11 protein-coding genes and 1 riboswitch are annotated in these 14,075 nt (G+C 44.8%); of the genes, 8 read left to right on the top strand and 3 right to left on the bottom strand.

Annotated features, from left to right (window positions below):
* Positions 1 to 88 precede the first annotated feature (88 nt).
* Positions 89 to 203, bottom strand: a riboswitch (SAM riboswitch).
* Positions 204 to 309: 106 nt separating this feature from the next.
* Complete coding sequence (locus NF543_RS10205) at positions 310 to 771, top strand: DUF2721 domain-containing protein (protein WP_257668029.1); 462 nt, start codon at positions 310 to 312, stop codon at positions 769 to 771.
* Between the two features lie 33 nt (positions 772 to 804).
* Here the strand turns inward: NF543_RS10205 and NF543_RS10210 are convergent, their stop codons facing one another.
* Together NF543_RS10210 and NF543_RS10215 are read right to left on the bottom strand one after the other, a co-directional pair.
* The gene (locus tag NF543_RS10210; RefSeq protein ID WP_257668030.1) at positions 805 to 2,991 is read right to left on the bottom strand and encodes a glutamine synthetase III family protein; all 2,187 of its coding nucleotides are present in this window, start codon (positions 2,989 to 2,991) and stop codon (positions 805 to 807) included.
* Between the two features lie 204 nt (positions 2,992 to 3,195).
* Positions 3,196 to 6,015, bottom strand: a complete 2,820-nt coding sequence (locus NF543_RS10215; RefSeq protein WP_257957464.1) for an alpha/beta hydrolase family protein — start codon at positions 6,013 to 6,015, stop codon at positions 3,196 to 3,198.
* A 261-nt stretch (positions 6,016 to 6,276) separates the two neighbouring features.
* Between NF543_RS10215 and NF543_RS10220 the strand changes: the two genes are divergently transcribed.
* Both NF543_RS10220 and NF543_RS10225 read left to right on the top strand, forming a co-directional pair.
* Positions 6,277 to 6,972, top strand: coding sequence for an ABC transporter ATP-binding protein (locus NF543_RS10220; protein ID WP_257668032.1), 696 nt, complete (start codon positions 6,277 to 6,279; stop codon positions 6,970 to 6,972).
* Between the two features lie 2 nt (positions 6,973 to 6,974).
* On the top strand, positions 6,975 to 9,530 hold the full coding sequence (locus tag NF543_RS10225; RefSeq protein WP_257668033.1) for an ABC transporter permease: 2,556 nt from the start codon (positions 6,975 to 6,977) through the stop codon (positions 9,528 to 9,530).
* Positions 9,531 to 9,532: 2 nt separating this feature from the next.
* Here NF543_RS10225 and NF543_RS10230 read toward each other — a convergent pair whose 3' ends face one another.
* Positions 9,533 to 11,305, bottom strand: coding sequence for a M14 family zinc carboxypeptidase (locus tag NF543_RS10230; protein ID WP_257668034.1), 1,773 nt, complete (start codon positions 11,303 to 11,305; stop codon positions 9,533 to 9,535).
* Positions 11,306 to 11,427: 122 nt separating this feature from the next.
* On the opposite strand from NF543_RS10230, the gene NF543_RS10235 reads away from it, so the two are divergent.
* The 5 genes from NF543_RS10235 (at position 11,428) to NF543_RS10255 (ending at position 14,042) form a co-directional block, all read left to right on the top strand.
* A complete protein-coding gene (locus NF543_RS10235; protein ID WP_257957465.1) occupies positions 11,428 to 11,610 on the top strand; it encodes a hypothetical protein in 183 nt (60 codons plus the stop codon).
* Between the two features lie 27 nt (positions 11,611 to 11,637).
* Positions 11,638 to 11,784 (top strand): putative oxidoreductase C-terminal domain-containing protein, encoded by a 147-nt coding sequence (locus NF543_RS10240; RefSeq protein WP_257668036.1) that lies wholly within the window; start codon positions 11,638 to 11,640, stop codon positions 11,782 to 11,784.
* Positions 11,785 to 12,834: 1,050 nt separating this feature from the next.
* Positions 12,835 to 13,056: a hypothetical protein gene (locus NF543_RS10245; RefSeq protein WP_257668037.1), complete on the top strand. Its 222-nt coding sequence runs from the start codon at positions 12,835 to 12,837 to the stop codon at positions 13,054 to 13,056.
* A complete protein-coding gene (locus NF543_RS10250) occupies positions 13,046 to 13,381 on the top strand; it encodes a type II toxin-antitoxin system RelE family toxin (protein WP_257668038.1) in 336 nt (111 codons plus the stop codon). The genes NF543_RS10245 and NF543_RS10250 overlap by 11 nt, the downstream gene beginning before the upstream one ends.
* Positions 13,382 to 13,547: 166 nt before the next feature.
* A complete protein-coding gene (locus tag NF543_RS10255; RefSeq protein ID WP_257668039.1) occupies positions 13,548 to 14,042 on the top strand; it encodes a TlpA family protein disulfide reductase in 495 nt (164 codons plus the stop codon).
* Positions 14,043 to 14,075: the final 33 nt, after the last annotated feature.

Consider the following 14,075-nt stretch of genomic DNA (forward strand, 5'->3'; position numbering starts at 1 on the left):
ACGACTTTGTGGGGATGGAACAAACCAGCCGGTTTTCCGGCCATTGACTTACTGTTTCTGTTTGCTAAATGAATGTTCATTGTCTTATCATTTATATGCTCCCAACCGATATTGGTTGGGACAGGAATTGGCACCTTTTCCATCGATTATGGATGGTTGCCAGTGGGTCATTGAGCCAGTCTCTCGCCACTTCTTTATAAACCAAGACCTGTTGAAGAGGAATTGATTTGTGCGTGCATAATCACACAACGGTGCAAATATAAGTCGCATAATTTGGTTGTGCAAAGTTTTTTTGATTTTTTTGCAGACATGAACATCACCTTCAATACTGCAGCGCTGCTTTTTCCCGCCATTAGCTTGATTATGTTGGCTTATACCAACCGTTTTTTGGCATTGGCCGCTTTGGTGCGAAGCTTACATGCCAAATACCTCGAACATAACAAAAGCGGTATATTACACGGGCAAATCAAAAACCTACGTTATCGGCTCAAATTAATTAAGCAGATGCAAGCTATGGGTGTATTAAGTTTTGTCACTTGCATCGTGTGTATGTACTGCATTTATATCGAGCATATCTTCCTCGTCGAGCTTACCTTTGCGCTGAGTTTATTATTCTTCGCCATGTCGCTGATTATCTCATTAATAGAAATACAGGTAAGTAACAAAGCCCTTGAGTTGGAACTGAGTGATATGGAACCAACGGATGATGATTCTTCCTTGGTTGATTATATCAAAAGAAAATTTGATAAGAAAAAAAAAGGCCTCCGATAAGGAGGCCGTGAATCTAAGTTTAGAAGGGTATAGTTATCTTACAAACAAGAGTTCGCGCAATTTTGGCAATGGCCACTTGCGGTCGTCCACAATCTGTTCCAACTTGTTGAGGTGGTAGCGTATTTTATCGAAATAAGGCTTCACCTTTTCATCATAGACGATTGCTTTGTCGCGAAGATCTTCCAATATATTAGCCTTCTTGCGTTCCTGACGCATCGCTTCGGCATCCTCAAGAATGGTGTTGATATGCGTGGAAATACGCTCGATAAGATTGGCCTGTGAACTATACGTTCCAGCTTTGAAGCCAAGATCCTTCAAGCCTTTTACATTGGTAATCAAATCGTTTTGGTAATCGAATACCGATGGTGCTATTAAACTAGTCACGATTTCACCGATGACCCTTGCCTCAATCTGGATTTTCTTGTAGTAATTTTCCAGCAGGATTTCATGACGTGCTTCGCCTTCACGTTTGGAGAAGATACCCAGCCTTTCGAAAAGTGCTTCGCTTTTTTCGTTCACATATACATCTAGCGCTTTCGGTGTGGTTTTGATGTTGGAAAGCCCACGTTTCATGGCTTCCTCTTCCCACTCCTTGCTGTATCCATTCCCTTCGAAACGGATGGCTTTGGACTCCTTGATATATTTGCGTACTACATTCAGCAAGGCCAGGTCCTTTTTGGTTCCTTTCTTGATCTGCTTGTCTACTTCATTTTTGAATTCAATCAATTGGTCGGCGACAATCGCATTCAAAACAGTCATGGGGCTTGCGCAGTTCGATGCGGAGCCAACTGCACGGAATTCAAATTTATTGCCCGTGAAAGCGAATGGGGAGGTACGGTTGCGGTCCGTGTTATCCAATTGCAATTCAGGGATTTTGGGTATGCCATGCCAAAGCAGGGTCTCAGCCTTCACCTTTTTAACCACACGGGCAGTTTCCACTTCATCAAGCACGGCATTAAGCTGGCTTCCCAAAAAGATGGAGATAATGGCGGGAGGAGCTTCGTTCGCTCCCAAACGGTGGTCATTGCCCGCACTGGCGATGGATGCCCTTAGCAAATCTGCATGCTCATACACAGCCTTGATGACATTGGTGAAGAATGTCAAGAACATCAGATTGTTTTTTGGGGTTTTGCCTGGTGACAACAGATTTACACCTGTATTGGTAATGAGCGACCAGTTGTTGTGCTTACCGGAACCGTTGATATCCGCATAGGGTTTTTCGTGGCTCAACACCTTGAATTTGTGCCGAAGGGCTACTTGCTCCATTAAATTGAGCAATAGCTGGTTATGGTCGATGGCGAGGTTAATCTCCTCAAACATGGGGGCACATTCAAACTGTGATGGGGCCACCTCATTGTGACGTGTCTTCAGCGGAATGCCCAATTTTAGTGCTTCTTGCTCTAAATCTACCATAAATGCCAGAACCCGTTCAGGGATGGCTCCGAAATAGTGGTCTTCCAGTTGTTGGCCTTTGGCAGACATGTGCCCAAACAAGGTGCGGCCGGTAAGCTGCAAATCAGGCCTTGCGTTGAACAACGCCAAGTCAACCAAGAAATATTCTTGCTCAACCCCGAGCGACGCGTATACCTTGGTGACGGATTTATCAAAAAAGTTTGCTACATCTACTGCGGCCTTATCCAACGCATGTAACGCCTTCAACAAAGGAGCCTTGTAATCTAAGGCCTCGCCGGTATAGGAAACGAAGATGGTAGGGATGCAAAGTGTTTTGCCACCACCTGTTTCGTAGATGAAAGCAGGAGAGGAGGGATCCCAGCCTGTGTAACCCCTTGCCTCAAAGGTGTTGCGGATACCGCCACTGGGAAAACTTGAAGCATCGGGTTCTTGCTGTACCAATGCGCTGGCCGTGAATTTATCAATTGCCGAACCGTCTGGTAACGGTTCAAAAAAGGCATCGTGTTTTTCAGCGGTTGCTCCTGTAAGCGGCTGAAACCAGTGTGTATAGTGTGTAACACCATTGCTGATAGCCCAGCTTTTCATGGCCTGCGAAATATGTTCAGCGAGATCATGGCTGATGGCTTTGCCCCCATCCACCGTTTCAATGAGTTCTTCATAAGCATTTTTTGGGAGGTACTCCTTCATCTTGGCCGTGGTGAATACGCTTTTTCCGAAATTCAATGAAGGTTTTGTGGTTTCCTTGGTTGTGGTATTGTTTAACCGAGAAATGGCGGTTTCAACCGCCTTGAATCTTAAGCCTGACATTTAATCTGTATTTATTTGTTTGATCCGTTGTGTTGTTTTTTGATTTCGGTTCAATATTCGAAAAAAAAAATGACATTACCTTATTTTTTTTGACAAAAATGTAAATTTTCTAAAAGTTTACTGAAAAAATATACGATTTTATGTTTCCTTGTTATGGTTTTTGTAATTATAATACTTGTTTTATGGGCTATTTTGGCGATTAATCTAATTCCCAAATCCCCAATCGATACCCTTCGTTGTTGCCGGAACACCCTTATCAATCCATCGGGCCGCTGGTTTGCCTTTTAGGAAGTGATCGAAAAATTCCAATTGCCGGCGTTGGATGTCTTTGCGGTTTTGTCGCTGAACAAGGTTGTGCGCTTCCCCATTGTAGTTCAATAGCCAAACGGGTTTCTGCAAGCGCCTAAGTGCGGTGAACATTTCGATACCTTGATACCAGGGCACAGCACCGTCTTCGTCGTTGTGCATGATGACCACCGGCGTAGTGACATTGGGCAAATGGAAGAGCGGGGAATTTTCGATATATAGCTCTGGCTTTTCCCATAATGTAGCGCCGATACGACTTTGTGTCCGCTCGTATTGGAACTGCCTATTCATTCCGCTATCCCATCGGATACCTCCGTATGCCGAAGTCATGTTTACTACGGGAGCGCCGGACCATGCAGCGGCATACATAGGCGTACGGGTGATGAGGTGCGCTACTTGATAGCCCCCCCAGCTTTGGCCTTGAATTGCCAGTTTTTCGCCGTCCACCCAAGATTGTTTTTTCAGTTCTTCCATGCCGGAATTTACATATTCCTCTGCCGATTGGCCAGGATGTCCGATTTCATAGTGGATATCTGGAGCGAACACGAGGTATCCATTGCTCACGAAAAAACTGATGTTCAATCGGGAAGGGGTAGGGGCCGGAGGATTGTAATTGTATAGCCTATCGGATAATCTTTCATAAAAATAAGCAATGACCGGGTATTTTTTGGTTGCATCGAAATCCTCCGGTTTATACAAGATGCCTTCCGCAGCATAGCCTTTTGGAGTAGTCCATTTCACAAGCTCGGCGGTACCCCAATTGTAACCCTGTTGTTGTGGATTGGTACTGCTTAGTTTTGTTTCCTTCACGAAATCCGTTGACATATAAAGGTCTGGTGAAGATGTGAAATTCTCCTTCGTATAGAGATAATAATTGGCGTCCTCAGCCTCTTTTGTTTGCCCATATCGATAAGGAGCGGTCACGATTTCCTTCGGGTCGCGTGGGTTGTGTAAATTGGCGGTGTACCAGCCATTCTCTTTGCTGATATGATTAAATGAAGATAGGATTAGGGGCTTTTTGGTATCGATTACCGATGGAGTGCCCCGTCGGCCAAACATTCCCGAACGTTCTTCTTTCAGATCCCTGTACCGGAAGGTGATTTGATGGTTCCTGCCTGTACCATTGGTGACGAGTTTCCGTTCGGTTCCATCCGGATGAAAGGCCCAGATATCGTATTTGTCATAGATGAACAATTCCTCATCAGATTCACTCCATCCGGCTATCCCGTATCCATTGGGTTCATCGGGCACATCATTATCCTCATCCGCAAAGCTTACGGGCAAATCCTCGTTCAACAGTACCGTCTTGCCAAGCTGAATATCATGGCAATACCAATTGGCATCTAAGCGATTGAACCATACAATGTATTTGCCTGTAGGCGATAAGCCAATGCTTCCCCTGATGTTTTCTGCTATTTTCTTGCGACTTCCATTGATGGATGATACCGCATATATATCTTGAAAAGCGCCTGTTTGCCATTGTGTTTCGATTCGTCTTCCTATATCGGTAGTTGCCAAGGCAAACTCATTGTCGGCATCTTTGGTGAGCCGTGTGTCCGGTAGTTGTTCATCTGCCAGCGGGATGACATTGCGTCCCTGTTTTGGGTATGTGACTGCCAGGTAATTTCTGTTTTGTTCCCTCCTTAAATTGACTAATTGCTGGGTTTGTAAATAGTCATCCTGCCAATGCCAAATGTCTACTTTGGCATGTTCAAATTCAACGAGCGTGGTATCTTTAACGGGCGGGACGGGAGCTATGCCAAAAAAGAGTTTTTCGCCATTTTTGCTGAAACGTACGTTGCCATCACCACTGATATACCAATTTTGCGGGATGCCACTCGTTCCTCGCTGGGCAATAATGATGGCCGTATCTTGGCTAGGGATGTAATAGTACAAGTTGAACGCCTTTTGAAGCGATTTTTCCGGGCTTTTGTCTGCTGTAAAGGCAATTTGCGAAGCTACTTCATCAAACGTTATATTTTTGTACTCACCTTTTCCTGTGCTGATATGCTGGGATTTCTTTGTTTCCAGGTCATAATAATACAGTCCGGCATCCGCGCCTAGGCTATCTTTTTCTTCAGGTTTGCGTGTATACACTAATATTTTGCCATCTTTACTGAAATGATAAGCATCCGCCCGCTCGAATGTAACTTCTTCGCCACTTGTGAGGTGGCGGACATGCAATGTCGGTTGGGGTTTCTTACGTGCTGTTTTCTTGGTTTGGCTAGTATCTGTTTCCGACGTGTCTTTGGGAGCAGTGGCAGGCTCACTGATGTACGCCATGTACTCGCCAGATTCTTCTGGAGTTTTGTAGGATTTCACATGGGGTATTTTATGGAGAGCCGATGTCTCCAATGTAAATATCGCCAATGAATCCTTCGGCATTTCGTCGGGTTTCTTTTTCTTGATTTTGGCTTCTCTGGTGTCGCTATAGAACGGCTTTATTAGTGCTATCAAGAATTTGCCATCAGGCGAAAAGCCTGCATTCACGGCACGGTCAATGTGCCCTACGGGTTTGTTCTCCGGGGTGGTAATGGCTAATTGGGCGTCACCTTCTTGGGGGCTAACTACATAATAGATGAAGTGTCCGTCCTTGGTAATGGCCGATGAACTGACGCTTTGCCAGCCATCATAGACACCATGATCCAACGGTTTTTTTTGGGCCATGGTGGCAGTGCCCACAAAAAGTAATATCAAAAAAGTGGAAATTTTTTGCATGGTTGTAAGGAATTGGATGTTCATTGTACAATATTGGCATAAAAAGGTGTGATAACAAGTGGGTGTAATATCATTTTTACATTTTTTCCCCAAATACTCGGCCAGTATGCCCAATTTCGGGTTATATGATATACACCTCGGGGTTTTAAGGCGTAACAAAGTAGGTGAATTGGAATCAAAACACCATCTGGCCTTATAATTGGATGTTGTTTTGTGTGTTATGGTTGGATAGTTTATTTTACAAAAATAATTGGAGCGTTTGTGGCTAGTATATTAAGTGTAAAAGACGTTGGTAAAACCTACCAAAGTGCAGGGAAGTCCTTGATGGTTTTGCAACAAATAGATTTCGAAGTCGATGAGGCTTCAACGGTCTCCATTGTCGGGCCATCGGGTAGTGGCAAGACCACATTATTAGGCCTCTGTGCGGGGTTGGATCGTACCAGTACTGGGAATATCGTATTGAACGGGATACAGTTGGATAACTTGACGGAAGATGAACGGGCATGGGTACGTAACCAATATGTGGGGTTTATATTCCAGAATTTCCAGTTGCTACCGACATTGACAGCGTTGGAAAACGTAATGGTACCACTTGAACTTCGTGGTGAGCGAAACAGCAAGGCAATTGCGCTTGCTTTACTGGACAAAGTAGGGCTTGCCGACCGTGGCCACCATTATCCCCTGCAGCTTTCGGGTGGTGAACAGCAGCGAGTTTCGATCGCAAGAGCATTCTCCAACGCTCCTAAGATCTTGTTTGCAGATGAACCAACAGGCAATCTTGATGCCGATACCAGCGAAAATATCGAAAAATTATTGTTCGATCTCAATACGGATGCAGGAACTACGTTGGTATTGGTGACGCATGACCTGGAGTTGGCGTCCAAAACCCAACGGATCATCCGAATGAAGGGGGGCACCGTGATTTCAGACACCATGGTACAAGATAAAGAATCGTAGCCATGCAGCCCAAGCAAAACAGGATAGACATCAGGTGGATTGTTCGCATGGCATGGCGTGATAGCAGGAGAAACCGCTCCCGACTGTTCCTCTTTATTTCATCGATCATTATTGGCATCGCGGCATTGGTTGCTATATACTCGTTTGGTGATAATCTCGAAAAAGATATTGACAACCAAGCAGCCACATTGATTGGTGCGGATGTGGTATTACGCAGCAACCGGGAGTTGGAAGAAGAGGGGCAACAAATCGTCGATTCATTGATTGGATTGAGCCAAAGCCATTCCGAGGAGAAAAGCTTCGTGTCGATGGTTATGTTTGCCAATAATGGTGGTACACGACTGGTACAGGTGCGGGCATTGGATGGGGATTTCCCTTATTACGGGCAGTTGGAAACGGTTCCAGTCAGCGCTGGAACCACCTTCAGGAAGGGCCAGCATGCATTGGTTGATAAGACGTTGATGCTACAATTTGATGCCAAGGAGGGTGATTCGGTCAAGGTAGGGGAGGTTCTATTTGAAATTGCAGGAGTTCTTGAACGGGCACCTGGCCAAAGCGGCATTTCCACCGCGGTAGCACCCGCTATATTCATCCCATTGGAATACCTACCTGCCACTGGTCTCAATCAAAAAGGCAGCCGGATTGATTACAATTATTATTTCAATCTGAAGCCAACAGTAGACGCAGATGACCTTACAACTGGCTTGGACTCGCTGTTGGAGGTGCACCGCATCAATTATGATACCATTGCTTCCCGGAAACGGGAAACCGGGAGGTCTTTCTCGGACTTAAACAAATTTCTCTCTTTGGTGGGTTTCGTGGCGCTATTACTGGGCTGTATTGGCGTATCAAGCGCCATACACATCTACATCAAAGAGAAGCTCAATAGCATTGCGATATTACGTTGCCTGGGCGCAAGTTCGCGTCAGGCCTTTTTGATTTATCTCATACAGGTGCTGGGTGTGGGATTCGTGGGGTCAGTGGTGGGGGCGTTGTTAGGTACATTGATACAGCAGTTGCTTCCAATGGTGTTCAGGGATTTCGTGCCCGTGACCATTAGCAGTGACATTTCGTGGGCAGCCATTGTCCAAGGGATCGGCTTGGGGGTATGGATAGCTGTCTTGTTCGCACTCTTGCCCTTGGTTGGCATCCGTAATATTGCTCCGCTTAACACCTTGCGGCTTTCGCTTGATGCGCCAAGCCCCATTAAAGACAAGTGGAGTTGGGTAGTGTATGGATTGATTGCGTTGTTTGTTTTCAGTTACGCATACCTGCAATTGGATGGGGTATGGCAAACCCTCGCGTTCACATTCGGGGTCGGCTTGGCGTTCGCGATACTGTATGCAGCGGCGAGCCTGTTGGTTTGGCTTGTCAAGCGGTTTTTTCCCATTTCATGGAACTATTTATGGCGACAAGGTCTTTCCAATTTGTTCAGGCCTAATAACCAGACCACGATATTGGTAGTGGCCATAGGCCTAGGCACGTTATTTATTGCTACCTTGTTTTTCGTACAGGGCATGCTCATCACAAGGGTATCGCTCTCCGCCAGCGAAAACCAACCTAATATGGTACTGTTTGATATCCAGTCTTCCCAGAAAACAGCAGTAGCTGAATTGGTCAGTGCACAAGGACTGCCCGTGCTGGACGAGGTGCCCATCGTGACGGTGCAATTGGAAGCCATCAATGGCATTACTGCAGCGGATGCCCGACAAGATAGCACGATTGATGTTTCCCGCCGGGCCTTGGGTGGCGAACTGCGTGTTACATACCGGGATGAATTGAGCGATTCGGAGAAAATCACCTCAGGGAAATGGGTCGGCAGCGTGGCGAAGGGAGATACGGCGCTGGTATCGCTTGAGGAAGGCTATGCACGCCGTATCCGAGCGGAGGTGGGGGATAGGCTGGTATTCAATGTGCAGGGAGTACGGATACCTACAGTGGTAGGTAGTTTGAGAGAGGTCGATTGGAACCGTGTACAGACCAATTTCAGGTTGATATTCCCACTGGGTGTTATCGATAATGCTCCGCAATTCCATGTGTTGATGACCCGGGTGCCGGATGAAGGGGTGTCTGCACGGATGCAGCAGGCCATGGTGAGGCAATTCCCCAATGTATCCATTATCGATTTAGGGCTTATTCTGTCCATACTGGATGAAATCCTCGATAGGATTGGTTTCGTAATCCGTTTCATGGGAGGCTTCAGCATCCTTACAGGTTTCGTGGTTCTCGTAGCTTCCGTAATGATCAGTAAATACCAGCGAATCAAGGAAAGCGTATTGCTTCGCACCATGGGCGCCTCTAGACGACAGATTTTGGCAATCACGGCATTGGAATATTTTTTCTTGGGTTTGATTGCGGCTTTTACCGGCGTACTGCTAGCGCTGGGTGGAAGTTGGGCTTTGGCGGCATTCAGTTTTGAGATACCTTTTACACCCGATCTTATCATGATGGTCTTGTTGATAATCGGGATTACCGTACTCACCATATTGGTGGGACTTATCAACAGCCGCGGTATTACTTCGCGCCCACCATTGGAGATTTTGCGGAAAGAGGTGTAGTGCTATTCGAACACGGATGACACTGTTCGAGCGGATGAGCACGTAAATCTGGTCGGACGCGGGCTATGTTCCAATAACCTTCCCACCGGATATCGCAAATGTGTTTTCTCATAATGGGCAGAATGCTTATATATCCAATCCAGTTGAGCACGGCCATTATTGCGTAGTTCCTCATCGGTGGTCTTAGCCTGCTCGAATTGTTTTTTTAATTCCAGATCTTTATTGAGCATCCTGAATGCTTCGTCCTCGAAAATATAGGCCGAGAAGTATTCTTTTTGGCTGAGGATGCTATCGAAGAAATTCCAGCTAAAGAAGGAATCAGCCGCTTGAGGTTCCAATGTCTCCAAGATGTATCGGTTGCCGGATTGGTTGGTTATCACCATATAATCTCCTACGTAACATTGTATTTGCTGAACTTCTGGCCTTACCTTTATGTTGCTGTGCAAGTAATGGCCTTCATAGGGCCCGCGGCCAGTTTGGTAGTCGGTAATGTAATACATTTGGAGGGTAAGTAGCGTGTCTTTCTTCAATTTATTGACGGTTATTCCATTGATTATCAGTAAGTCTACCACTTCTTGCCAAGCTTGTGGGATGACGTAGGCATAGGGCTTTTCCACCACGATGTCCGGTTTATAACGATTATAGTAAGGGATTCCCTTGGTGAATGGTTTGTTGCGGTCATAATATTGGCGGGGAAATCCACTCACGTCGCTTAGTTTTTCCCCTGATTTATAACCTTTGAAGGAGATTTGACGATGTGCTATTGTATCAAGTTTCCAAGTGAGTACAAATTGTTTTTGGGTTTTCGATTGTTCCAAGGCTAATTGCCTACGATCATGGATTTCGGCAGCCCTTTCATCTGCCACGGATATAAAATGCCGCAATATTTCGTAGGTGGAATGTACACGTTGGGGATACGGTTTCCACATGTGTGTCTCTGGCATATAGCCGATGGTATGGTGTAGGGCGGCATATCCGGTTGAATACCTCGGGGTTTCGAGGAATGCTACAAGGCCGGATTCGGGGTTGGAGCCTCGGAAGTTGACATAAGGCACCATTCCAAAATTGCTTTTTTGCATCCGGTTATATAATTCGGATGTAAAAGTAGGGGCGAAATCGCCTAATACTGGATGCAGTTTGTCCGTTTGCGTTTCAATAAGGGTCATCACATACTGGTAGTCGGCACCGTTGCTGGTGTGGGTGTCCATAAAAATATCGGGTTTCCATGTATGGAAGATTTCTTGGAAACTGCGTGTGTTGCGCGAGTCTGTCTTGATGAAATCACGGTTAAGATCGAGGTTACGAGCATTGCCACGGAAGCCATAGGCTTCCGGTCCATTTTGGTTCACACGCGATGCCCCCCGATTGAGCATCCCGCCTACATTGTATACCGGAATGATGCAAACGACCGCATTCCGTGGCAGGTTGTTTTTTTCTAGTAAATCCCTTGCCAACATCATGGAGGCATCGATTCCTTCTGGCTCTCCAGGATGGATGCCATTGTTTATTAGCAGGATGGTTTTGTGTTGCTGATGCAGCTGTTGGGGGTTAAACTGTCCTTCTTTATTTAAAACGAACACGTGTAACGGTTTACCAGAATCCGTTGAGCCATAGGTAAGCAAGGTACAGGCCGCATATTTTTTGTCAAGCTTCTGATAAAAAGCGATCGTCTCGTCATACGTTGTCGTGGTATTGCTATCGCGCTCAAAGGCGATTTGCTGAGCATGGGTGTACTGAAACAGTAGGAGTGAGGCAAAGAAAAGTATCCGTCTCATGTTTTTTTGTTAGTAGATTCAAATATACATGAAGTTTTTTTGAACTCCACACAGACGCATAAAAATGAACGCCCGGGTTTCCGTGGACCGCCTAGAACCGTTTGGAAATACCCAGCTACCGTTTGGAAAAGGCTTATAATAATACGGTTCGGGTGCTTCGGCGTACGCCGGCGGGCTATTTCCGTATGGTATTGGTCTGGAACCGTATGGTAAAGGTGCCCGGTGGATGCCGAGGGGGTATTTCCGTACGGTTAAGCACCATAGACAAACGGTTCCAACCCATTTCCAAACGCCGAAGCTCTTAAGGCAAACGATTCCAGTGCATTTTTTTATTGGTAACCAACCACGAAGAACATTTCGCCAAAGTGACCGAAAAATACCTGACTTTCCTCCAATCCGGTAACATGCCCGATTGGGAGGTGCCGAATATGATTGCCAAGTACTACTTGACGACCAAGGCGTTGGAAGTGGCAAAGTGAAAATGAAACTCAGCTGAAGAGGTTGCCGTTCAACCCATGTCGGCTTACACAGCACCGAACCCTGTCTACACCGGACAGGGTTCGGGTATCATCCACCCAAGTCCGTTCTAACTTCGGATGGTTTGCTGTCCAACGTTTTCCGCCCTCCACGCATGGCCCACGATATTCCGGAAGTCAATCCCATTAAAAAAGTTAAAACTTAATTTGGAATTCTGGAAATGTATCTCTAAACTTATAATGGAAAAGACATGTCGACATCGTTTGAGATAAAGCAAATAAATATGGGCAGTAACACAAAAAATAGGGAAAGGAAAGACGGCATTTTGAATTTTTTACTCTTTGCTGTACCATTGGTTGGTATATTGATTATTTTATTATCAAAAGATCAACACCCTACTATCAAAGTAATTACTTCGATAGCTACCCTTGTTGGGCTAATAGCCGGAGTAATATATTTCAGTAATTATTAAACCTATAGGGTGAAATTGATTAGGTAAATCAAGTTATCAGCCCGACATACCATCAAATATTTTTTCATAAAAGCTGGCTGTTTGTGCCGTCGTGTCTTTAATATTCATTAAATGTTTCTTATAGTGAGTAGTGTTCTTAATTAGTTCATTTCTAAGTTTTTTGTTATTATAAAGTAATTGTATATTATTAAATAAAGATTCAATATTAACACTAATGTTTCCGTTATTAATATTAATTGGTGTCTTGAGTACTTCATTATCTTGGAACACACTAAATCTACTTATATCTGATAATATTAATGGTATATTATTGTGAATCATCTCAATGACAGCGAGGCTTGATTGTTCTGAATGTGAAGGAAGTCTTGCAATCACTTACAGGCCCGGCCTTGGCGTCGGGCTTTTTACGTTACTTGAGTATGGCCTGCATCTTGCTCTTTGAGAGGAACGCGTCGATCAGTGCGAAGCACCCTTGCCAGCTTTTTCGCGGCCTCGATGTCCTTTATTTTTATCACATCCATTATTCGTGAGATTTATTTTCGGATTTGTTTCTAAGGTTCATAATGTCTAATTTTGTGTTATGAACATTCAATATTTAAATGATGCCAAAGGCAGGCGCACGAGTGTATTGGTTCCGTTAAAGGAATGGGATGCCCTAAACAGGGAACGGGAAGATCTCAAACGGAAGCTTCAGGAGGCGGAACTCACTTTACGTTTTAAAAAGACACTATCTGACGTACAGCGATATAAAGTTGGTAAACTGAAAACGCGTTCCGTACAAACGTTATTGGATGAACTTTGAAATAGAAATCAGCGAAGCTTTTAGGAAAGCCGCGAAAAGTTTAGCAAAAAAACATCCGTCCTTTAAGAAGGACCTGACCGAATTTTTGGAAATTTTAGCCGAAAAACCTACAAGCGGTACACCGCTCGGTGGCGGTCTGTATAAGGTTAGGATGTCCATATCAAGTAAGGGAAAAGGGAAATCGGGGGGTGCACGGGTAATTATCTGCGTTATCTTTAAACACGGAAAAATCCTGTTGGCAGATATTTATGACAAGTCGGATTTTGATACGGTTGATGAGAAGCGAATCATCAAGAACCTTCGTTCAGAAGGATTTGATATTTAATTTTCCATTTTCTCGACAGTCTTTATCTTATCAATGCTTTAAAAGCTCATTATCGCGGGGCTAATACAGATCCAAACCACCTAGAACCATTCGCAAAGGCGCTCATGAATCCTTCTCAGTTATTACGTGCGTAGCAACGGAATAAAATTATGCTTATCTTGGCACTATGATTTTGAAACGCACGATATTGATGATGGTTGTGTTGCTGCCTATATTTTATTTAAAGGCGCAGGGTCGTACGCAACCAGTGGAAATCCCAGCCTTTACCTTTTTCAAGCTCGGAGACAATAGTTTATTTACACAACAAGACCTTAGCTCCAAAGGTAAAATAGTATTGATTTTCTTCGACCCGGGTTGTGGTCATTGCCAGGAAGAGGTCGAGGCCATTGGCGACAACGTCGATAAGTTCAAGGATGCCTCGTTTTATTTCATCACCATGCAAGATAAACCGCTGATTCAGGAGTTTGTGGATAAATATGGTAAAAAGCTAAAGGGTAGAAGCAATGTAACTTTCTTGCATGATGGAAAATATGAATTTATCACGAAGTTTAATCCTTCAGAATACCCCTCACTTTATGTTTATTCGGCCAACAAACGATTGCTTAAGTACCTGCATGGGCCTAAGAATGTCAATACAATCGTTGCGGTGGTGAATCAATGAAACATGTCCGATTTGTGAAGCATCAGGCTGCTC

It is taken from the genome of Parapedobacter tibetensis (genome assembly GCF_024704835.1).
GTDB lineage: Bacteria > Bacteroidota > Bacteroidia > Sphingobacteriales > Sphingobacteriaceae > Parapedobacter > Parapedobacter tibetensis.